The sequence below is a fragment of the Haloarcula hispanica ATCC 33960 genome, assembly GCF_000223905.1.
Classification (GTDB): Archaea; Halobacteriota; Halobacteria; order Halobacteriales; family Haloarculaceae; genus Haloarcula; species Haloarcula hispanica.
Genome location: NC_015944.1, coordinates 47,221 through 69,677 on the forward strand (window position 1 = coordinate 47,221; position 22,457 = coordinate 69,677).

The window sequence follows — 22,457 nt, forward strand, 5'->3', positions numbered from 1 at the left end:
ATATTGTGCCAGAGATGTCGAGTATTGCTGTGCTGCATGTCGATGACGAACCGGATTTTCTAGATGTAGCAACCGAAATACTCGAACAGCAATCCAGTAAACTCAATGTTATAACTGCAGCAAGTGCTACTGAAGCGCTCGACTGCCTTGCTACAACTCGCGTTGACTGTCTTATCAGCGACTACCGAATGCCCGGGAAAGACGGTATTGAACTCCTCAAAACCGTCCGTGAGGAGTACCCTGATCTCCCGTTTATTCTTTTTACCGGTGAGGGGAGCGAAGCGGTCGCTAGCGACGCCATCGCCGCCGGTGCAACCGATTATCTGCGGAAAGGGCACGGCATGGAACGATACGAACTCCTCGCAAACCGTGTCGAAAACGCCGTCGAACAGTACCGCACCAATCAGCGCGCTGCTGAACTTGAACGGGTTCGCGACCTCGTAAGCAGTATCGACCAGGCGCTCATCCGGGCGAGTTCGCTCTCGGAGATCAAAACTCGTGTCTGTGAGATCATTAGCGACTCTGAGCCCTACCTGTTCGCATGGATCGGCGAGCAGGAGCCTGACACAGACCGAATCGAGCCACAGGCCTGGGCCGGCGTCGAGGACGAGTACCTCGATACTATCGTTGTCACTGCGGACGACTCCCCGACCGGACGAGGTCCCGCGGGCACGGCCGTTCGAGAACGACGTATTGCGACGTCACAGAATATTCAAGATGACCCGGCGTTCGAGGTCTGGCGAGAGGAGGCACTCGACCGCGGCTATCGAAGCACCGCTGCGGTCCCGCTGGAATACAATAGCACTCTGTACGGTCTCCTGTGCGTCTATTCGTCCCGTTCGTTTGCCTTTAGTGAGGACGAACAGGAGTTACTCGACGAACTCGGGGATAGCATCTCACACGCCATGCACTCGCTGAAGATCCGAGACGAACTGCGTGCAGAGCGGACATTTATCGATCAGGCGCTCGATTCGCTTGCCGACATATTCTACGTGCTCGATTCCGAAGGCAACGTCCAGCGCTGTAACGAACAATTCGAAAGGCTGGCCGGGTACGCCGACGAGGAGATCTCTGAGTTCGACGCACTCAGTCTTTTTCCGGAAGAAGAACGAGAGGGAGTCTCCGAGGCGATTGAGGAGGCGCTCACAACGGGCCACTCGACCATCGAAGCGGAGTTCCTTACCGGAGCGGGGAAGCGTATTCCCCACGAGTTCACCGGTGACCGCTTGACTGATCAGGACGGTAACCTGATAGGGCTTGTCGGCACCGGTCGCAATATATCCGAACGGACAAAGCGTGAACGGGAACTGCAGGATCAAAAAGAACAGCTAGAGCAGTTTGCCGCTACTGTCAGCCACGACCTTCGGAACCCGCTAAACGTCATCCGAGGTCGGCTGGATCTCGTTCAGGAAACGCATTCGAGCGATCACCTTGCTGTGATCGAGACAGCGACTGAACGGATGGAACGCATTGTGGAGGACCTCCTCTGGCTAGCGCGGGAGCAACGGGAAATCGGGTCACTGGAACCTGTTGCGATCGAAGTCGCTGCCGAGGCGGCGTGGAAACTTGTATCTGATCCTGCAGATGAAGCCGAACTGCACTGCGATTGCGAGGCCGATACCCAGCCACTGATAAAAGCGGATACCGACCAATTCCGGCATCTGCTGGAAAACCTGTTCAGGAACACGATCGATCACGCTGGGCTGGATGTCACTGTCGTTGTCGGCGGTATCTTCGATGACACCAACGGATTCTACATCGAAGACGACGGCCCTGGAATCCCCGTCGAGGACCGCGAAAAGGTGTTTGAGGCTGGCTACTCGACTTCCGAATCGGGGACTGGTCTGGGCCTCAATATCGTCAAACGAGTCGCTGACGCACATGGCTGGGATATTCGCGTAACCGAGAGCTCGATGGGTGGGACACGATTTGAGATTACTGGCCTCGAAATCATCGAATGACTCACTGTTTCGCATCGGCACCGGTCTCCTTGCAGTTTGGAGTACCCGCCTCGACGAGATTTCTTGGCTCGGCCAGGGTGGGTACGATTCCTCATTTCTTTGCCATGCGATGCTGATACGAATCTACCCTTACCTTACACAGGAACATATGTGGGCCTCTTTGCTCGCTAATGAACCTCAAGAAGCTGATGAGACAGTTGCTGGGGTATCGACACCATCGGCCAATGACCCGTGTCCAGTTCACCGAGTTGCCACTCCCGTTGCTCACACAACTGCCGAATCATATCGAGGGTGGAGCCGTCCATCCCGCTCTGGGTACAAAGTATATAGCTGGTGGGTAACGATACGTCGGGGGTACCGACGTTCACTTGCTGTCTGAACGTATCCAGTGGATGCGGGACGGCTTTTTCTCGCATCCACTCTGTGTCCTCGTCCGAGATACCCACCCAGCCCGAATGGTCATCTGGGAGAGGCCAGCCGCCAGCATGATCTTCGGCCGCTGCCTCCATCGTTTTCCACTCGTCCAGTGGATAGAATTCAGCTGCTGAAACCGGATCGTCGTTCATTGGAATCAGCGCATCCAAGTAGACCATGTGTTTGAGCCGCTCGGGAACTCGCTCTGCCACTCCCGTCACAACAAGGCCCGCATAGCTATGCCCGAGGAGGACAACATCTGTGAGGTCGTTGTATTCGAGGACATTTACAATGTCCGTAATATGTGTTTCTAAGTCGACCTCACAGTGTGAAAGGTGTTCTCGCTCACCAAGGCCAGTGAGTGTCGGTGTATATACTTCGTGTCCCTCCTCACGGAGCAGTGGGTGAAGGTACTTCCAGCACCATCCACCGAGCCATGCTCCGGGGACGAGAACGAACTGTTGTTCCATGTCTCTCGGTAGGATTGCAGAGGTGATATAGTCCGTTGTAGCAAAGCGGAATGATCCGGAGCTTAGCTGATACTGTCGATTGTAACTATTTCAAGATATTCGCCACCCCGAGGTGGCGAAATGCTTCACAGACTTACAGCCGACAGTACGAATGCCAGCCCGACTAGCAGTGGGTTACCTGTCGGGTCCGATCTGTACTTGACCCCACGACACATGGGCAGTGGGTAGTTTCCGTCGTGTGATCTCCGCTAACACGGCCAGTGCCGTGGTCCTCCGCAACGCTACAGCCAACAACCGGCGGTCGCTTCGGTGATTGTAACGGCTCCTCCCTGGCTGTGTGGGAGTATCGTCCACCTCTCGATGCCGCGATTGCGGAAGCTCAGTCATCGCAGAGCTAATGAAATGGGATAAAACGTCACAACGATTTTTCATACCAAGTCCGTTCCATTCGATAGGGTTCTGGTCCCCGCATCCGCTCCCCCATTGAATCCGATCACGTTCGTCAAACGGTCCGGGTCCAGAACCCGTCGTCGTGGTTGACGACTCCAAATGGTGCCGTTGCACGCCACTCCCCCCGGCTGCCCACCATTCCTTTGCTGCTGGAACGCAGATGTGTCTCGCGCGTGGTTGAATAAGTTAGTGAAAATGAGTGGATTGCGATAAAAACCAACAGACGGCGTGGGGATTTCACAAACGTTTTATATACACTCGTATCGGTGCTAGGTGGGTTCTGGGCCCTGTCCAATCGCGTTGGATTCGCCCACACGATTGCTTCGGGCTGGAATCCGTCGTCGAAATCGACGACTTCCGATGGTACGTTGCACCCCATTTCTCCCACCCCCATAGCAACGTACCATTCTTTCGTGTGATTGACTGAGTTGTGCGTCCCGTTGACGACTGTATTCCGTGGAATTTTCACTATGTTAGGAGTTACCACAAAAATATCACAAACGGCGCATTACACCGACATGGGTTCTGATCCCCGTTTTGGGCCCCTTCCTCCTTTGAGCCACTTCCTCCAACCCATACCTCGGGTCCAGAACCCACCGTGCCTCTGACTGCAGTGGGTGGCACACAAGGTGCCCATTGCCACCCGCCGTCCGCTTTCCCGCAGGAGCCCAAAACCTGTTTGGCCGTACTTGCTTACGAAAGCGTGAAACTGCTGTCTCTGTCGTGGCCGCTACCGATGGTAAGTAACTTCTCGCAGAAGCGTGTGCCGCGTCAGTCAGCGCACCGTTTCAGCACCGCTGAGCAGGTGGTGACAGCTTCAACAGGAACGTCCCGCTCGTCAGTTGCGTACCTCGATCACTGTTTTTGAGCACCGACGGCAACGGTACAACACGTTACTCCGTCACTGTGAGTCGGCACCTCAGCTCGATTCGGCGAGGATGTCGGCGAGTTCATCGCGGTCAAACAGCTGTTCGTCCTCGGGAATGGCCGGGAGCTCGCCAGCGGTGATCTCGCCCGGCCACTCCCCGAACTCGTCGGGATAGAGCTGTTTTCCAAGCATCTCCGTCTGGAAGAGATTGATGATCGGGCCCTGATAGGCTGACCCGCCGACGTACAGTTCGTCCTCCTGAACGGCGGTGAGTTCCTGCCCCAGCGAGCTATCACGCATCCCCTCGACCGTCTTTCTCAGCGCATCCTCGCCGTTCCAGTCGCGGTAATTGACGCCGAAGTGGAACACCAGCACGTCGGGATCGATGTCGAGTAGCGCCTCGTAGTCGACCTGAATCCCGGACTGGCCACCGTACTCGCCCTCGAACGCGTCGACAACGCCGAGATCTCTGTACTGTTTTTTCCCGTACGCCTTGTCGATCTCGGTTCTGGGGTTGTAGGCACGGAAGAACCCCTCGTTGTCGGGGTTTATCTGTGCGTTGAGCAATCCGACGCTCGGACGGTCGGACTCCGGTGGAACCCGGGACCGCATTTCCTGTAGCGCCTGCTCGTAGAGAGTGTTGATAGCAGCGGCTGTCTCGGGCTTTCCGAGCAGTGCCCCGTACCTGCTGACGAATTCGGGGATATCGTAGTAGGGATAGGACTCACCACTGGGCCATGTGGGCCAGTCGTCGCCGCGCTTGCGGCGGCTGGCGTTCCCAAAGAACGGCCCAATCGAATCGGTAATTTCGGAGATATCGCCCTCGTCAGCACCGTAGTACGAAATGAACCGGTTCGGGTCAGTAGCGAACAGGTCCGGGTCGAGTTCGTAGAGCATCTCCGTTCGGAGCGACCAGTCGTCTGTCCGGACCAACTCCAGTGACTCGGGGTCGGGCACGTCTACGCCGGGAAGCTGGTCGTAAAACCCGGTAAACCAGAACTGGTTGCCTTCGGCGGCGATGAGTTTGTCGGCCTCCCCCAGTGCAGTCAGGATGTCCTCCTCGAATCCCCACCCGCCGACGATAGTCTCCGGGTTCGACTCGAGTCTGAGTTCGCCGACCGGTGCCATCGTCCCTGAAAAAGACCGGTCGGGTCCTGCCTTGGTTTCCCCTGACTCGGTGGCCTCACTCGAAGCCCCAGAACAACCCGCGAGCGAGCCAGCGGTCAGCAGCGTGGTCCCGTACTTTACGCACTCCCTCCGTGTCGACCACGTTTCGTCCGGATCTGTCTTCGCCATAGATTTTAGCCCAGCCTAAAGTAACAAATAACCTTCGATTTTTAGCCCAGCCTAAAAATAATGGCAACCCAGCCACGCGGAACGAGTCGTGGCCGCGCACGTGCAGGGCATCTACAATCCGAGATGCTTTTGTGCTAGGAGGGGCTCCGTTAGCGGGGTATGAACGACTTACGTACTGGGTTGAGTTACGGCGACGTTCTTCTCGTCCCGAAACGATCACCGGTCGACAGTCGGAGTGACATCGACCTTTCGACGCCGCTTACTCCCGCTGTTGAGCTAGACACGCCGCTCGTCTCCGCCGCGATGGATACCGTCACGGAGGCAGACCTGGCAACCGAGCTTGCGCGCTCAGGTGGGTTCGGGGTGCTGCACCGGTTCCTTACGCCCGAAGAACAGGCCGAGCAAGTAAAGCAGGTGAAAGCAGCGGACGAACAGGTCGGTGCGGCCGTCGGCATCAACGAAGATTACGTCGCACGGAGCGCTTCCGTGATTGCGGCCGGTGTCGATGCGCTCGTCGTCGACGTGGCCCACGGACACCTGGACCGGACGCTCAATGCCGTCGAAACCCTCGCCGACGAATTCCCCGACACCAACATCATCGCCGGCAACGTCGCGACGCCCGCAGGTGTCGAAGACCTCGCCGCCGCCGGGGCCGACTGTGTCAAAGTCGGTATCGGGCCGGGGTCGCACTGCACCACCCGGAAGGTCGCGGGTGCCGGCGTCCCCCAGCTGACCGCTGTCGATGACTGTGCTACAGCCGCCGAGGATCTGGACGTCACTATCTGCGCGGATGGCGGCATTCGCACGTCCGGTGATGCGGTGAAAGCCCTGATGGCTGGGGCGGATACTGTGATGCTCGGGAGCCTCTTTGCCGGTACGGAGGAGGCCCCCGGTGCAGTCGTCGAAGTCGATGGCACGCGGTACAAGCGATCCCGAGGGATGGCGACCACCGCCGCGGCCGAGGACCGTGATGACAAACAGAACAACGTCAGCGCCGACGAAGGAGTCGAAGCATTGACCCCGTACAAAGGCTCTGTGGCTGTCGTGGCCGAGGAGTTCTGTGCCGGCATTCGCTCCGGACTCTCTTACTGTGGCGGGCACACCATCGCTGCGGCCCGCGACAAGGCGGAGTTCATTCGTGTCGCCCAGAGCGCGAAAGAACGCGAGGGGTTCCACACGGACCACGACTGGGAAGGCGTCAACGTGGAGAGTGAAGCCACACAGGTGCGCGACGCCGGCACCGAGGCGGCTGCCGACAGCGACGACTGAGCCGGTTTCAGAGTGTTCGAGAACGGTGCCCGCGTGATGCACTTCAACCCCACCGGTCCGCGTCACTCTCGCTGATGAAGGAGTTGGGAGACTGGAGTTCCGGCGATGTTGTTGCCTTCGCTACTCGTCGTCCCCGTCAGCCGCGGGCAGGTCGTCGTCTGTCTCTCCAGCGCTCTGCAACAGGAGATCCGTACCGGCTGCGGCAACCATACCAACGCCAACCGCGCGCAACTGCCGGCGATACGCTGGCTTCACCTGCAACTCGGACGCATTGTCGAAGTTCTTCCCGATCATGGCTTTGATAAATTTGACACTTATCTGCGGGAAGAGCGCAGTCACGACGCCTTGGAGAAGTACGACTGCTGCACTGAGTTTGCGGCTGTTTCGACTATCTAACATACGTTTACCTACGCGTCGGACAGGAATTACTATTGCGACTAATCCACTGCATTGAGAAACGTAGAAACTGTTTTATTGGTGACTAGAGCGCGTCGACTACGCTCCGCAAGCCGCTTGAATTGGCCACCTGTACGAGCAGTCTCTCACCGGTGCACTACCCTGCCTTCCGCACCGTCACCGCCGAGTGCTTGTACTCGGGAATCTCGGCGACCGGGTCGAGGGCATCGCCGGTCAGGGCGTTTGCGAGCGGGTCCAGATAGTGGAAGGTGCAGAACACGACCCCGGGCCGAATAGCCGCCGTTACGGCCGCCGACACCGTCACTCTGCCGCGCTCGCTTTCGACGACGACAGTATCGCCGTCCTCGATATTCCGAGCGGCGGCATCGTCCGGGTGGATTTCGAGGACGTCCTCCCCGCGCATTCGCATGAGCGTCTCAGACCGGCGAGTGAGTGCGCCGCTGTTGAAGTGCTGGAGCGCGCGGCCCGTCGTGAGAACGAGTTGTTCCTCGGCGACGGCATCGGCCGGTGGCGACGGCGAGACCGGAAGCAGCGGTGCCGTCTGCTCGCCAGAGGCGAACGTCTCCGCATGGAGAACGTCGGTGCCGGAATCGGCGTCCGCCGGGAACGGCCACCGCTGGTAGCTGTCTCCGATGCCGTCGTAACTCATGCCGGCGTACAGCGGATTGACCCGCGTTAGCTCCTCGAACACCGCTTCCGGGCCGTCGTAGTCGAACGCATCCGACTGGCCGACCAGCCGCCGGCCGAGGTCCGTGAGGATATCGAGGTCACGGCGGGCGTTCCCGGGCAGGTCAGCGTTCGGTCGCATCCGCATCACTCGCCGGTCCGTGTTAGTCACGGTCCCCGCTTTCTCCGCCCAACTGCTCCCCGGAAGCACGACATCGGCGTGTTCGACGGTCGCCGTTTCGAAGAGGTCTATGACAACGCAGAAATCGAGTTCACCGAAGCCGGCCCTGACAGAACTGGCGTTCGGTTCCGTGACGGCTGGGTTCTCGCCGAACACGACCGCAGCCTTGACGGCGTCACCGAACTGGTGTGTCGCAGTGGTCTCCGTCAGGCCGGGTTCGTTCGGCGGCTCGACGCCCCATTCGTCGGCGAGCCGCTGTCGTGCATCCGCATCAGTAACGGGCTCGTATCCGGGGAGCACGTTGGGAAGCGCGCCGACGTCGCCGGCTCCCTGGACGTTGTTCTGGCCGCGGAGCGGGTTCACGCCGGTGCCCGGACGTCCGACGTTGCCGGTCAGCAGCGCGAGATTCAACAGCGCGTGAACGTTGTCAGTCCCGGACGTGTGCTGGCTCATCCCCATCCCGGTGACAATCGCCGCCCTGTCGGCTTCGGCGTACGCTCTGGCGGCTTCCCGGACGGTTTCCGGGGCAACACCGGCTGCGTCGGCACCCGATTCGATGTCGGCGTCGTCGAGATGTGCTGTCAGATCTGTATAGCTGGTCGTTCGATCCTCGATGAACGACTCGTCGACGAGTCCCTCCTCAACGACGACTTTCGCCATCGAATTGAGGAGCTGGATGTCGTATCCGGGACGGACATCGAGGTGGATGTCGGCGGCATCGGTCGTGTCCGTTTCGCGCGGGTCGATATGGATGAGCGTGGCCCCGTTTCGAATTGCCGGCAGAAAGTACGAACGGAAAATGACAGGGTGCTGTTCGGCCGGATTCGCCCCGGTGACGAGCAGGCAGTCGGTTTCGGCGAGGTCATCGAGCGTGTTCGTCATCGCCCCGGCACCGAGGCGCTCGCTCATCGCGGCGACCGTCGACGAATGACAGAGGCGAGCACAGTTGTCGACGTTGTTGGTTCCGAGCATCCGCGCAATCTTTTGAAAGACGTAGTTCTCCTCGTTCGTGCAGTTCGACGAGGCGAAGAATTCGACTGCGTCTGGCCCGTGCTGGTCGATGATTTCCCCGAGTCGGTTGGCCACGCGAGATAGGGCGGTTTCCCAGGGAGCAGTGACGAAGTGACCGCTCTCACGGACCAGTGGCTCGGTCAGTCGGTCCTCGTGTTCGACTACGTCGAACGCGGCTCCGCCCTTGGGACAGATCTCTCCTTTCGTGTTCACTGGCCCCGCTGTGCCGGTCGCCTTCCCGTTGCCCGCGTATTCTATCGTACAGCCGACGCCACAGTACGGACAGACTGTCTGCTCGGCCCGGGGGTTTTGATCCTGACTGTCACTCATTACTCTTTCGAACAAACGGAACGCAGATACAAGTAGCCGACCGGTAAAACCTGTGCGAGTTTATTAGTGTGTCAATAACTTCACTTTTGGAACAGTGCCAGACCTGTTTTCGGGCTGTCGCGGCTGACCGTGCTTGCGGGTGCGCCGCCAGTTTCGAGAGCCACACCACATACTGTAATGGGGTGTCGATCGTAGTGTCAGTAGATGCGACCAGCCCTGACGACTGTGCAAGTCTTCGCGCTACTCGCGGTAGTTCTCAGTACACTGGTTTTCGCTGCGTCGTTTGCCGTCGACACCACCAGCGCCCGCCCCGAACCGGTGGCGTTCGACAACACCGTGCAACGCGGTGTTACGGCGGCCGACGAACAGATTGCCCGGAATCGGAGTATCAGCGTTCCGCGCGCGCAAGTCTTCTACTCGCAGTACCGCTACGTCGTCGGCTACGTCGGCCTCAGTCAGGCTGTGACAGCGCTCACGGAGCCGGGACACGAGCAGCAGTTCGGGTATCCACTCGTGGTGTACGTTTCCGACTACAGTGACCGGCCGGTCAGGTGTGGCGATGACGGCTCTCTCCGGACCGCCACACCGCCGGACTGGGTCGAGGCCAATCAGGCCCACTACGTCGTCGACGGGCCAGCGAGGGTGCCGTCCGGTCCGGCGGTGGTTCCCTTCGCCGACCGGGACGACGCTGCGGCGTTCGCGGAGACGTGCGGCGGACGAATTATCGACTGGGAGACGCTCAAGACTCGTTCGTTCGACCTCAAGCAAGCGGCGGCGGTCCGAAAGCAGGTCGGCCCGCGCCGAAGCAATGCCGATGCCACTGTGCAGGCGGCGCGAGAACGCCGAAACCGGCCTGTCTCGGTCGAAGTTGGAACTGACGCTCCGACGGTTCAGGCGGCCGTCGATGCGGCCCCGCCGAACACGACGGTCGTCGTCCCGGCAGGGACCTACGACGAGCAGGTGACGATAGACAAGCCACTCACCCTCAGCGGCCCCGGAGCGACGCTCGACGGGGGTGGGAGCGGCACCGTCGTGACCGTGACTGCCGACCGGGTCGGTGTCACTGGGTTCGAAATCACTGGCATCGGCAACACGACGGTCGGCGACCCGACACAGAGCAACGACAGCGCCTGGGACGCCACCGTCACGACCGCCTACGGCAACAGCGATGCCGCCGTGACCGGCCGGAACGCGTCCGGGCTCTACGTTGCGAACATCACTGTCGAGACACCCGCCAGCGGCGTCGTGCTGCGGCGGACACCCGGCGCGGTCGTCGAGAATGTCACGGTCAACGGGACGGCAGACTGGCAAGACGGGTTCATGGGCGTTATCGGGATGCACGGCCCGATTGTCGTGCAGGACTCGGTGTTCAACGGCGGGCGTGACGGCGTCTACCTCCACCGGGCCGACGGGACCGCTGTCCGGAACAACACGTTCAGGGACAATCGCTTCGGCGTCCACCTGATGTACACCTCCCGGTCGCTCGTTGCGGACAACGTCGCCCGGGGACAGGAGTACGCTGGCGTCGTCGTCATGACGAACCCTGTGGCCAACGCCATCGTCGGCAACGACGTGCGCCACTCCGGCAGTGGCGTCATGTTAGCTGGGTCCCGGAGCTATATCGCGCACAACGTGGTAGTCGACACCGACCAGGCGATGTCGACAAACGCCGACCGGTCCCTGTACGAGCACAACGTGCTCTACGGGAACGACATCGGCGTGCGAGCATCGACGGTCGTCCCGTCGAACATCGTCACCGAGAACGATTTCATCGCCAACGACCGCCACGCCGTCTCGGGACCGGGGCCGCTGCGCGTGTACACGCACGACGGCAGGGGGAACTACTGGAGCGGCGCGTACGATCTCACTGGCGGGACTGGCCCGGTGTTGGCCCAGTCCTACTCGCCCACCGATTCTGTCGACCGCCGTCTCCACCAGACCGACGCTGCGGTCGTCCTCAGGGCGGCACCGAGTGTCCGGGGGCTCCGGGCGCTCCGCGGCACCACGCCCGGCTTTCGCCGGGGAAGCATCGTCGACAGGGCACCCCTGACAGACCCTGCTAACCCCGGGGCCGTCAGGCATCTTCGAAACGAGACCTCGATGGAGGAGGCAGCATGACCGGGGAGACGTACCTCACGGCGGACGAGGTCACGAAGAAGTACGGCGATGTCACAGCCGTCTCGGAGGTGTCACTCGACGTGCCGTCCGACGCCGTGACTGGGTTCATCGGCCCGAACGGGTCCGGGAAATCGACGCTCCTGCGCGTGCTTCTGGGCGTCGAGCGACCGACCAGCGGCACCGTCTCGTACAGCGGGCCGGAGGCCGAACGACAGTTGGGCTACCTGCCCCAGCGGCCGACCTTCCGCCCGGGCTTTAGCGTCCGGGAGACCGCCGCGTTCTACGCGGACCTCGTCGACGACGACCCGGACCGGCTCCTGGAACGTGTCGGCCTCGAAGAAGTGGCCGGCCGTCCCGTGTCCGGGCTCTCCGGGGGGATGACGCGCCTCCTGGGAATCGCACAGGCACTGGCCGGTGACCCACCCATCGTGATGCTCGACGAACCGGCAAGCGGTCTCGACCCGGCGATGAGTCGGCTGATATTCGACATCGTCGAGTCGATTGCCGACGCCGGTCGCGCCGTGGTTCTTTGCTCACACGAACTGCCGCTCGTCGAGGAGACAGCTGATCGACTGGTAGTGCTCGAATCCGGCCGCCTCGTGCGGACCGGGTCGGTTGACTCTCTGCGAGAACAGACCGGCGGGCCGCTCCACGAGACGTTCACAGCGCTTCTGGAACAGGACAGAGCCACTATCGCTGCACCAGAGGGGACACAGCCATGATCGACGGTAACCGCTTCTGGACCGTTTTCGTGCGAGAGGTCCGGAGCGCGGTCAGGACACGGACCTATCTCGCGCTCGGGCTAGTCACGGGGATTGTCCTGTTCGGCCTCGCCTATGCCGGGGGCGGCCCCGCCGGCGGCTACGTTCCCACCGTCGTCGATACGCTCGTCGCCGTCGAAGTACTCGTGCCGACGCTTGCCTTCGCGGTCGGCTATCGCGCGATAGCCGACCCCGCCGTCCGGGGTGAACTCGATATCCTCGACACCTACCCACTCTCGACGTGGTCGTACGTCGGTGGGGTGTACGCGGGGCGTGCCCTCCTGCTGCTCACCATTGTCGTCGTCCCGCTGCTGGCGCTGGGCGTCAACGTGGCGACGACCGCGGGACCGGAGACAACGGTGTTTGCGAGCCATCGCGGCGTCGACTCGCCGTTCCTGTTCATCCGGTTCGTGGCGTTGACGGTCCTGTACGCGCTCACGTCCCTGACTATCGCGTTCCTGCTGTCGGCGCTCGCCCGAAGCCGGGGCCGAGCACTCGTGCTCGCACTCGCCGGGCTGCTTGTCCTCACCGTCGGCAGTGACCTCGCGGTGTTTGCAGCGCTCGACACCGGCGTCACGACGGGCACACTCGGTGGCGCGCTCGCCATGACTCCGGCGGGCGCGTATCGCGGACTCGTGTTCGATCAGGTCCTGTACGTCGCTGTTCCGGGCCGGTCAGCGTTCGTCCCGACGTGGGTCGCCGCCCTCTCGCTCCTATTCTGGTGGGGACTCACGTTCGTGGGGGCGATGCTTGCGACGGATGCGGCCTGATTTCAGCCGTCGTCCGTTGCGGCCGCGAGTCCGCCGTCGACCAGCCGCGTGAACCGGTCGATGAGACGGTCCGTGAGCGATGGACGGACTGCAGCGAGCAGCCGCCGCGTCTCGTCCGGGTCGGCCAGGGCCACGACGACACGCCCCCGTTCGCCGTACGACTTTTCGAGTATCCCCGCGTCGGCCAGTGCCGAAACGTGCCAGGAGACCGTACTCCGGGCGACTCCCAGCCGGTCGGTCAGTTCGTCTGCCGACAGGGACTCCGCTTCAAGCAGATGCAGGAGAATCGTGCGCGCAGTCTCGCGCCGGGCAAACGCGAGCACACGTCGCTCCCAGGGGTCGTACTCCCGGCTGTAATAGTGCGTCTTGCCCTGGATTTCCTCGGCAACCACGTCGCCGGCACGACGCAGTTTCCGCAGGTGATACTGTGCCTGCCCAGTCGCGATATCGAGATCTGCCGCAAGCGCGTTGAAATGGACCCCCGGTTTGGACTCGACGTGGGAACGCACTTGCTCAGTAACCGTGGACATAGTCTTCAGTACGGCTTTCCAGCCTCCGGGACAACAGGGTATCGGACGTTCTCACTGCGCGGGAACTCGCCTACATTCCGCCCACCAGTTCTCGGGTTATGTCCTCGGCAGGGAGGGTCTGGCCGCCGTACTCCTCGGCGAACGACTCGGCGTCCGCACTGTCGCTGAACGGGACGATAGCAGTCCCCATCGACCCCTCTATCTCCGAATTCGCGACGACTGTGAGCTCTTCAGTCGAAGCGAACGCCTCTGACTCCAAGTGCCGGGAGATGATGGTCTTGCCCCCATCAGTCCGGACATCGTAGTCGGTTGCACTGTAGTCGGTCAGGAACGTCTCCGCAGGCGTCCACCCCGACTGTTCTTTGGCGAACCGATGCCGATACGTGCAGGTCGTACTGCAGAACCGTGCTGGCGGGTCGTGCCCCTCGGGCGTGTTGTCCTGATAGTACGTTTGGCCGACTGGCCCCGGGTGCTGGTCGATGACCATCCCACACTGGTCACAGTTCTGTCCGCTCTCGATGGCGACCGGTTCCACCTCTTCACTGGTCCCCAGACACCCCGAGAGCGACGCGACTGTCGCGGTCCCGACGATGAAGTGCCGGCGTGTCAGGGCTGGTGCATAGTCAGACATACTAGATAGTACACTAGACGACACCAAATGGTTCGTGGTGCGACCGTCGAAACGCCGGTCAGTCGGGGACGCTCGGCGGCGCGACCGAATAGATCGCACTCAGCACCAGCAGCGCGATGAGGAAGTCGAACCCGTGTTCGGTGAGGTGATGTACTACCATCGGGACAGCACCGAGGACAGTCCCAATACCGACCACGGACCGAAGGACCAGTAGCCCGATAGCGACAGTCAACAGAACGTACGGCCGTGACCGGCGTCGGTGTGTACTGGCCGCCGCGACAAAAAACAGCGCTAGCGTTCCGAGCGTAGCGAGTCCCAGCACGGCGATTAACATTGCGGATTGACCGGGACTAATCCAGTCAGCCGTCGGTTGGAGCATCGCTCAGATCATAGATCAGACGGTGACACTGGAATCGGTTTCGGTCGCAGTCGTAGCTGTGCCCGACTCTTACGCCGAGGTGAGTGCTCTGAGACAGCTCCGCCGGTGTATGCCTGTTTGAAATGGTCTCTGTGTAACTCTCTCAGGTAGCCACCAGTACCGGTCGTCCCGCGTTCTGGACGACTCGGTCGGTCACACTGCCGATTTGGTCAGTTTTCGTGTGGGAATGGCCGTGGTATCCGAGCACGATCAGGTCGGCGTCGACCTCGTCGGCATAGCTGATGACCTCCACGTACGGTTTCCCGTGACAGCAGCGAGTGGTGACCTCGACGCCGAGCGCGTCACCCCTCTCGGCGACCTCTGCGAGTTCATCGTTCCCCCATTCCTCGATTTCGATGGTCTCCAGTTCCATACTACTGAGGGCTGGCTCGGCGTGTCGGTCCGTATCGACAACAAAGACGGCGTGAAGCTCGGCACCGTGTTGCTCGGCCTGTTCGAGCGCGTGTGTCGCTGCGCGGTTCGCGTCAGCACTGCCGTCGGTCGCGACCACAATCGTGTCGTACATACTAAAAGAATGCACCGCTTCCTATTTCAATCCGCTGACCATTATCAAAAGCTAATAATCTATTGTTGTATTGGGTACCCGTCCACATATCGATCCGTTCGATTTTTGGAGGTGTCGCGTATCGTATTTACAACGGCTAAAACGTCATTCCCGTCCAAAGTCGGTGGCAATCACGGTTCGATGTTCTCCCGGAAGTCGGGTGCCAGTCCGGTCTGTCGGATCCCGGCAAGATCCGTTATCTCGAACTCGTAGAGTGCGACTCCGCCGGAGGTGGTGGCAGTCTGGAGCGTGTTGGGTCGCCAGGCGTTCTGTGTCATCGCCGTGATATCCGACCAGTCGTCCTCAGGCACACTGCTGATATCGCCGGCGAGCATCACGCTCTGCCACTCGAACGCGGTGTCGATGTCGTAGACGAGAAACCGGCCACGGCCGGCTCGCTCAGTCAGTTCCGCTTTCCGGCTCGATTCGCCGAGGAGGTAGGTGAAATAGAGGCAGGCTCCGTCGTCAAAGCCGTACGATAGTGGTAGCAGGTACGGGACGTCTGTCGTCGGCAGCCCCAAGACTCCGGTCGAGTGTGTGGCGAGGAATTCCCGAATCGCTTCGTCGTCCATCTGTTCGAGTCCGTACTCTTCTAATTGGTCGAGTGTCATAGGTCGCGTCTGATCATCCAGTTACGTATCACGAATGCAACCCCACGCTAAAAAAAGTAGAGCGGACTTCTCAGAGGGTGTGGCTGTTCACAATACGGCACAGATACTGTTATATCTATGAAATCTGCCGATACTCGTCGGACGGTAGTACGTATGCCTGCTGGTTTTCAGCCAGTGAGAAGTCCCACCGGACGCTATATTGTTGCACTGCCAACAAGAGTACATGGACTTCGATGAGTTCACCGGCGAGATACAGCACAGGCTTGAACTACCCGGTACTGGTGAGGCCGTTCGGGCGACCCGCGCGACACTGCTACCCCTGGGACAGCGCATACCCGCGGAGAACGCCGCGGACTTCGCTGCCTCCCTCCCGATGGAAATCAAGTGGTATATGACCGGCGCCGTCCGCGACCACGGGCAGCGGTTTGACTGGACGGAGTTCGTCGACCGTGTCGCCGAAATAGAAGGCGTTGAACCGTCGGACGCAGCGTACCACGCACGCGTCGTTGTTGACCTGATGCATACGGCGGTCCCGGCCGCCGATTTTCAGGACCTCCGCGGCCAACTCCCCGAAAGTGCGGACGAAGAAAACTGGCGCGAACTCTTCAGCATAGTCGATGCCGGTGGCTGGGGCGAGGCGGAAGAGGCGCAAACCGGCGGTGGTCCACAAAAGTCTGCTGAAGCCCCTCAGTGGGACAATCAGTAGCAGCTCTCATGTCGTTTTCAAACGAATATGCCTTGACATAATATGGTAATAACTGTACGATTGTTACGCTCTCCCCTCATACTTTGGGGGTGTCCGGCGAGGACTGCTGGCAACGCAGTCTAACTATTCGAGACGCCGATCTCAGCCGCCGGATTTCTAATAGTGTGAGAATCGCGACTACAGTTTATTTACTGACAGCAACAATTCGTAAACACAGCAATGTTCGATTCAATACTGGTCCCGACTGACGGCAGCGAACACGCGACCCGGGCCGCCGAGCACGGGGCAGCGCTGGCCCGTGCATTCGGCGCGAGCCTGCACGTCATCGCTGTCATCGATACGCGAACAGCAGGCGGGCCGTTCAACGGCGACGATCTCGAAGACGAGACACTCGACCGCATGACGGCCGACGCCGAAGACACAGTCGCGGCTATCACGGACGCGGTGGACGCCGCCGGAGCGATACAGACGACTATCCGCAAGGGAGATCCAGTTGACGAGATTTGCGCATACCGCGACGACCACGATGTGGAACTGATTGCGATGGGAACGCACGGCCGCACAGGCGTCGGGCGATATCTCGCCGGGAGCGTGACAGAGAGCGTCGTTCGGCAGGCTGACGTCCCTGTTCTCACCGTGCGCGCAACCGACCGGAGTCGCGACACCGCTCCCTACGACGATATCCTTGTACCGACGGATGGAAGCGCGCCCGCAGCGGCCGCAATCGAGCCCGCATGCGAGATTGCGGCGCAGTTCGATGCCCGCGTTCATGCCCTGAACGTCGTCAATCTCAGCAATATCGCAACCGGCTCCGAATACACGCTACCGAAAGACCTGATCGAGTCCCTGGAGTCGCAAGGGGAGAAAGTGACAGAGCGGATTGCGGCACGGGCACGCGAATCCGGAGTGGAAACTGTCACACGAGTCGTCAGTGGATTCCCGGCGGCAGATATCCTTGAGTACGCTGACGAGAACGACATCGATCTGATCGCCATGGGGACGGCCGGTCGGACCGGTCTCAATCGGTTCCTCGTGGGAAGTACGACAGAACGGATCATCAGACACGCCGATATGCCTGTCCTCGCAGTCAACGCCCGAGACCAGCGCGGTGACGAAGCCTGAAGACAAGCACCGTCTTCCTGTCTGTCAGCGTCCGACTGCGTGCGGGGCCCGTCGTGTCCCCGGCGAGGCGGCAGTCAGACCGACACGACCATGCACTTATTACTGTTCCTGTCGTGACACTACCTATGGCTGCGGACAACCCGGTTACGATGACGGACGAGGAACGGGACGCGTTTCTGGACAACGGGGGGACGGGCATCCTTTCGCTCGCCGCCGGCGACGCGCCCCCGCATTCAGTCCCGGTTTCGTACGGGTACGACGCGCCCACCACCACATTTTACTTCCGGCTAGCGGTCGGTGTAGAGCGGTCGAAGGGCGAACTCGACGACCGCGCGGCGACGTTCGTGACTTATGACGAGACGGATTCGGGATGGCAAAGCGTGGTCGCGAACGGTCGGCTCGAAGACGTCGAACGGGAGGGAATCGAGACGGAAACACTGGAAGGACTGGAACACGTCGATATGCCCATGGTCGACATCTTCGAACGCCCCCTCCGCGAGGTTGACTTCGAATTCTACCGCCTCGTACCGAATGAGCTAACCGGACGGACCGAATCCTAGGGCGGACGGTTCTCCGCAGTACCGACTCGAAGAAGAACCACTGTACTGGATAAGGGAACTCATATCAACATAGCGGCAGATCACCCTCCATGTCCGAAGCCGCCCACACACAACCGACTGCCGACGTCATTTCGGGGCTCGACAGCGAGTCTGATGGGCTGTCGGCGTCGGAAGCCCGAACGCGGCGTGACAGACACGGCGAGAACGAGATCACGCAGGGGAGCAAACGGACACCACTCGACATCGCTATCGCCCAGTTCGACAGCGCCCTTATCTGGGTTCTCGTTGCGGCCGCGATACTGTCCGTGTGGGCGGGACACGCTGTCGACGCAGTCCTGATAGCCGTGATCGTGGTCGGGAACGGCCTGTTCGGCTTCGTCCAGGACTACCGCGCAGAGGGGACGCTCGAATCCTTGCGGGAACTGACCGCCCCAACCGCGACAGTCAGACGCGATGGGCAGTCCGTCGAGGTCGACGCGACCGAACTCGTTCCGGGCGACGTTATCGAACTGGAAAGTGGCGACGTCGTTCCGGCCGACGGTCGACTGATCGACTGTCGGTCTCTGGAGGTCGACGAAGCGGCGCTCACTGGAGAGAGCACGCCGGTCTCGAAGGGAACCGACCCGGTCGACGCCGACGCACCGCTTGCGGAGCGAGAACCGATGGTGTACAAGGGAACGAACGTCACGCGCGGCTCGGGCGCTGCCGTCCTCACGGCGACTGGGATGGACACTGAGGTCGGAGCCATCGCCCGCCAACTCGCAGGAACGGAGGAAACTGACACACCGCTACAGACTGAACTCGACACGCTGGGCCGGACGCTCGGCGTCGGCGTGATGGTACTTGCTGCCCTCGTGGTTCCACTCCTCGTCTTCCGGGGGACCGAACTGGTACAGGCGGCACTCACCGCGATTTCACTCGCTGTGGCCGCGGTCCCCGAGGGACTGCCAGCGGTTGTGACGCTAACGCTGGCCCTCGGTGTCCGGAAAATGGCCGACGAGAACGCTCTCGTGCGGCGCTTGCCCGCCGTCGAGGCGCTGGGCTCCGTCGATGTCATCTGCACCGACAAGACCGGGACGCTGACCGAGGGGCGAATGTCAGTCAGTCGGATCTGGGTCAACGACGCTGTCGTCGACAGTGACGAAATAGAGGGGGAACCCCTGCCGGACCGCGTTGCCACGGTGCTCCGCGCCGGGACACTGTGTAGCGATGCGACGCTCGAAGCGGGGGACCCGACGGAGCAGGCCATCGTCATGGCGGCTGATGAGTCCGGTATCGATGTCGAACGCCTCCGTGAAGAGCACCCGAGAACAGCCGAGATCCCGTTCTCGTCGGAGCGCAAGTGGATGGGCACTGTTCACGATGACACGGTCTACGTAAAAGGCGCGCCCGAAGTAATCCTCTCGAAGTGCTCCCGCGTCCTCACCGATACCGGGCCGGCGGACCTGACGCCCGACAGAGCCGAGCAGATCAGGGAGCAGGTCGGCGCGTTCGCTGACGACGCGCTCAGGGTACTGGCAGTGGCGTACACTGAGGATACCTCCGTGGTAGAACGGAACGACACCACTGGCGAGGCCGACGATGTCAGTGCCGACCTGATCTTCGCCGGGTTGGTCGGCATGATCGACCCGGCCCGCGAGGAGGTCGCTGATGCGATTGCGGCGACCGAGCGTGCAGGCGTGGCCGTGAAGATGGTAACCGGTGACAACGTCCGGACCGCCGCGGCCATCGCTGGCGAACTCGGCCTGGGGCAACGAGTGATGGAAGGACACGACGTCGAGGAATGCTCCGAAGAAGCGCTCCGAGACCGCGTCGAGACAGTCGACGTGTTCGCACGCACGTCTCCGGAGCACAAGGTCCGGATCCTGCAGGCGTTACAGGCGAACGGCCACACCGTCGCAATGACGGGCGACGGGGTCAACGACGCACCGGCGCTGAAAAACGCCGACATCGGCGTCGCGATGGGCGTCCGCGGAACTGACGTGGCCAAACAGGCCAGCGACGTTATCCTGCTGGATGATAACTACGCGACGATTGAACGGGCGATCGAGCGCGGGCGGGCGATCTTCGACAACGTCTGGAAGTTCGTCGGTTACCTGCTGAGTGCCAACGTGGCCGAAGTCGCCATCGTCTTTATCGCCTCACTGTTTGGCTACCTCGTCCTGCCGGCGGTCCAGTTGCTGTGGATCAATCTACTGACCGATGGTCTGCCAGCGCTTGCGCTCGGGGCCGACCCCAAAAGCGATGACGTGATGCAGCGACCGCCCAGAGACCCGGATCGCGGCATCGTCGACCACGATATGCTCGCGCTTATCGGGGGTACAGGCGTCATCTCGACAACTGTGATGCTCGGCCTGCTACTGGTCACGCTTGCCGGCGCACCCGCAGTCACGCCGTACGCGATGACGATGATATTCACCGGGTTCGTGTTCCTCGAATTCGAGAAACTGTACGTGATCCGCTGGCTCCGCGAGACACCGACGCTGTCGAATCGGTGGCTGGCGTCCGCAGTAGGCGGGTCGATACTCCTGCAACTCGCTGTGCTATACACCCCTCTCAACGTCTACTTCGGGACGGTCCCGCTCGGACTCACCGACTGGGGGCTGATCGGTGGCGTCCTCTTACTCGCCCTGCCACTGTACCTCGCTGTCGCCAGCGGTGTGAAACGCCTGTGACGCTCCGATCCGGTAGCACCGGCCGTTCGGTCTGGGTTTCCACATCTCGTTGCCGATTCCGCCAGGCGTGCGCCTGCAGACGGTGACCGGGCGGCCCTTTGCCCCGGAGTGATTGGCTATCGTTGGGCCGCTCCTCTCGAAAAGCCGTCTACCGTACCGCTCTCAATCCAGTTGTCCGTTGAGCACTTTGGCGGCGACCAGCACCGGGTCCCAGACGGGGCTGAACGGCGGTGCGTACGCCAGGTCCAGTCGTTCGAGCTCGTCGATGGTCATGTCCGCCTCGATGGCCGTCGCAAGCGTGTCGATACGTATCGCCGCCCGGTCTGCCCCGACGATTGCGCCGCCCAGCAGGCGACCGCTCTCCCGGTCGGCGACGAGCGTCACGTCGGTATCGTCGCCGCCGGGGTAGTACCCCGACCGAGAACCAGCCGTGACTGTCTTCGACACCGGGTCGAAGCCGGCGGCGCTGGCCTGTTCGTGGTCGAGGAGGCCGACGCGACCGCATTCGAGGTCGAACGCTTTGACGACGGCCGTTCCGGCGATGTCGCCGACGGGCGACGGGTCGCCCGCCACAGTCTGTCCGATCCCGCGACCGGCCCGGTTTGCGGTCAGTCCGAGCGGGACCCAGTCGGGCTCGCCGGTAACGGCGTGGGTGTCCTCGGCGCAGTCTCCGGCGGCGTAGACGCCGTCAACGCTCGTCGCACCGTACTCGTCGACCGCTATCGCACCGGAGGCCCCGAGTTCGACCGGTGTGTCTTCGACGAGGGCGGTGTTCGGCTTGATGCCGATACCGACAAGCGCGAGGTCCACATCGGTATTGCCGTCGCCGTGTACAACCGACGCGACGCGCCCGCCTTCGTCGCCGACGAGTTCCTCGACGGCGGTGTTCAGATGCAGTGTCACGCCCTGTTCCCGGAGGTGATCGGCAACGCGCTCGCCCACTGCTTCCCCGAACGGCGGCAGGAGGTGGCCTGACCGCTGGAAGAGGTGCGTTTCGACATCGTGGGCCCGGAACGCTTCGGCCATTTCCACGCCGACGTAGCCGCCGCCGACGATAGCGACTCGCTCCGGTGGCTCCCAGTCGGCGTACTTCTCGACGAGTGCTGTATCGACGTACTCGATGCTCGTGTCGACGGTAGAGTCGCCGGGTTCGGACAGCGCAGCGCGGACCGCGGCGGCCGAATCGAGCCCGTGCATCGTGAACGCGCCGTCGAGTTCCGCCCCCGGTATCGGCCCGGTCACCGCGTGTGCGCCCGTCGCGACCAGCAGGTCGCCGTATGGCTGGCTGAACGTCTCGCCGTCTTGTGCGACGGTGACCGTTTCTGCGTCGGTGTCGACGCCGACGACTTCGTGGTTCCGGCGAAGGTCGATACCGCGCTCAGACGCCTGCTCGGGCGACAGCGAGAGAAGGTCCGTCAGCCGCTCGACGGTCCCCTTCACGTAATACGGCGTCCCGCAGTGGGCATAGGATACCCACTCGCCTTTCTCGAAGACGATCACGTCACGGTCCGGTGCCTCTCGGGTGAACTTGCTCGCGGCGCTCAGTCCGGCCGCGTCGCCACCGATGACTACGAACGGGTCCGTCATACAGACCCTCGTATCGCTGCGGTACTAATGATTGCGTGAGGTTCGGGTAACTGCGTGGGCTACTGGAAGC

Annotated in this window: 19 protein-coding genes; 9 read left to right on the forward strand and 10 right to left on the reverse strand. The window is 61.6% G+C overall.

Features of this window, described 5'->3' with window-relative positions:
- Window positions 1–14 precede the first annotated feature (14 nt).
- Complete coding sequence (locus HAH_RS17480) at window positions 15–1,961, forward strand: hybrid sensor histidine kinase/response regulator (RefSeq protein ID WP_014031031.1); 1,947 nt, start codon at window positions 15–17, stop codon at window positions 1,959–1,961.
- Between the two features lie 167 nt (window positions 1,962–2,128).
- Here the strand turns inward: HAH_RS17480 and HAH_RS17485 are convergent, their stop codons facing one another.
- A complete protein-coding gene (locus HAH_RS17485) occupies window positions 2,129–2,845 on the reverse strand; it encodes an alpha/beta fold hydrolase (protein ID WP_014031032.1) in 717 nt (238 codons plus the stop codon).
- Window positions 2,846–4,214: 1,369 nt separating this feature from the next.
- Window positions 4,215–5,459 (reverse strand): ABC transporter substrate-binding protein, encoded by a 1,245-nt coding sequence (locus HAH_RS17490; RefSeq protein WP_014031033.1) that lies wholly within the window; start codon window positions 5,457–5,459, stop codon window positions 4,215–4,217.
- Between the two features lie 159 nt (window positions 5,460–5,618).
- Between HAH_RS17490 and HAH_RS17495 the strand changes: the two genes are divergently transcribed.
- A complete protein-coding gene (locus HAH_RS17495; RefSeq protein WP_023842988.1) occupies window positions 5,619–6,728 on the forward strand; it encodes a guanosine monophosphate reductase in 1,110 nt (369 codons plus the stop codon).
- Between the two features lie 120 nt (window positions 6,729–6,848).
- On the opposite strand, the gene HAH_RS20215 is transcribed toward HAH_RS17495, so the two are convergent.
- Window positions 6,849–7,127: a hypothetical protein gene (locus HAH_RS20215; protein ID WP_014031035.1), complete on the reverse strand. Its 279-nt coding sequence runs from the start codon at window positions 7,125–7,127 to the stop codon at window positions 6,849–6,851.
- Window positions 7,128–7,281: 154 nt separating this feature from the next.
- Window positions 7,282–9,333 (reverse strand): formate dehydrogenase subunit alpha, encoded by a 2,052-nt coding sequence (gene fdhF, locus HAH_RS17505; protein WP_014031036.1) that lies wholly within the window; start codon window positions 9,331–9,333, stop codon window positions 7,282–7,284.
- A 204-nt stretch (window positions 9,334–9,537) separates the two neighbouring features.
- Between fdhF and HAH_RS17510 the strand changes: the two genes are divergently transcribed.
- From HAH_RS17510 to HAH_RS17520, 3 genes are read left to right on the forward strand one after another with little or no spacing between them, the layout of a single operon-like run.
- Entirely contained in the window at window positions 9,538–11,451 is a 1,914-nt protein-coding gene (locus tag HAH_RS17510) for a NosD domain-containing protein (protein WP_014031037.1), read from the forward strand.
- Window positions 11,448–12,173 carry an ABC transporter ATP-binding protein gene (locus HAH_RS17515; RefSeq protein WP_014031038.1) on the forward strand — a complete coding sequence of 242 codons (726 nt, stop codon included), beginning with the start codon at window positions 11,448–11,450 and terminating at the stop codon, window positions 12,171–12,173. Before HAH_RS17510 ends, HAH_RS17515 begins: the two co-directional genes overlap by 4 nt.
- The gene (locus HAH_RS17520) at window positions 12,170–12,982 is read left to right on the forward strand and encodes an ABC transporter permease (RefSeq protein ID WP_014031039.1); all 813 of its coding nucleotides are present in this window, start codon (window positions 12,170–12,172) and stop codon (window positions 12,980–12,982) included. Before HAH_RS17515 ends, HAH_RS17520 begins: the two co-directional genes overlap by 4 nt.
- A 2-nt stretch (window positions 12,983–12,984) precedes the next feature.
- Here the strand turns inward: HAH_RS17520 and HAH_RS17525 are convergent, their stop codons facing one another.
- From HAH_RS17525 to HAH_RS17545, 5 genes are all read right to left on the reverse strand, one after another.
- Entirely contained in the window at window positions 12,985–13,512 is a 528-nt protein-coding gene (locus tag HAH_RS17525) for a winged helix-turn-helix transcriptional regulator (protein WP_023842989.1), read from the reverse strand.
- Window positions 13,513–13,582: 70 nt separating this feature from the next.
- On the reverse strand, window positions 13,583–14,143 hold the full coding sequence (locus HAH_RS17530) for a nitrous oxide reductase accessory protein NosL (RefSeq protein WP_014031041.1): 561 nt from the start codon (window positions 14,141–14,143) through the stop codon (window positions 13,583–13,585).
- Window positions 14,144–14,201: 58 nt separating this feature from the next.
- Window positions 14,202–14,477 carry a DUF7471 family protein gene (locus HAH_RS17535; RefSeq protein ID WP_004595131.1) on the reverse strand — a complete coding sequence of 92 codons (276 nt, stop codon included), beginning with the start codon at window positions 14,475–14,477 and terminating at the stop codon, window positions 14,202–14,204.
- 187 nt (window positions 14,478–14,664) lie between these two features.
- Window positions 14,665–15,087 carry a universal stress protein gene (locus HAH_RS17540; protein ID WP_014031042.1) on the reverse strand — a complete coding sequence of 141 codons (423 nt, stop codon included), beginning with the start codon at window positions 15,085–15,087 and terminating at the stop codon, window positions 14,665–14,667.
- A gap of 170 nt (window positions 15,088–15,257) precedes the next feature.
- Window positions 15,258–15,737: a pyridoxamine 5'-phosphate oxidase family protein gene (locus tag HAH_RS17545; protein WP_014031043.1), complete on the reverse strand. Its 480-nt coding sequence runs from the start codon at window positions 15,735–15,737 to the stop codon at window positions 15,258–15,260.
- 223 nt (window positions 15,738–15,960) lie between these two features.
- On the opposite strand from HAH_RS17545, the gene HAH_RS17550 reads away from it, so the two are divergent.
- The 4 genes from HAH_RS17550 (at window position 15,961) to HAH_RS17565 (ending at window position 20,800) form a co-directional block, all read left to right on the forward strand.
- Window positions 15,961–16,443 carry a DUF2267 domain-containing protein gene (locus tag HAH_RS17550; protein ID WP_014031044.1) on the forward strand — a complete coding sequence of 161 codons (483 nt, stop codon included), beginning with the start codon at window positions 15,961–15,963 and terminating at the stop codon, window positions 16,441–16,443.
- 219 nt (window positions 16,444–16,662) lie between these two features.
- A complete protein-coding gene (locus HAH_RS17555) occupies window positions 16,663–17,565 on the forward strand; it encodes a universal stress protein (RefSeq protein WP_014031045.1) in 903 nt (300 codons plus the stop codon).
- 125 nt (window positions 17,566–17,690) lie between these two features.
- Window positions 17,691–18,125: a pyridoxamine 5'-phosphate oxidase family protein gene (locus HAH_RS17560; protein ID WP_014031046.1), complete on the forward strand. Its 435-nt coding sequence runs from the start codon at window positions 17,691–17,693 to the stop codon at window positions 18,123–18,125.
- Window positions 18,126–18,214: 89 nt separating this feature from the next.
- Window positions 18,215–20,800: a calcium-translocating P-type ATPase, PMCA-type gene (locus HAH_RS17565; RefSeq protein WP_014031047.1), complete on the forward strand. Its 2,586-nt coding sequence runs from the start codon at window positions 18,215–18,217 to the stop codon at window positions 20,798–20,800.
- 162 nt (window positions 20,801–20,962) lie between these two features.
- Here the strand turns inward: HAH_RS17565 and HAH_RS17570 are convergent, their stop codons facing one another.
- Complete coding sequence (locus HAH_RS17570; protein WP_014031048.1) at window positions 20,963–22,387, reverse strand: FAD-dependent oxidoreductase; 1,425 nt, start codon at window positions 22,385–22,387, stop codon at window positions 20,963–20,965.
- Window positions 22,388–22,457: the final 70 nt, after the last annotated feature.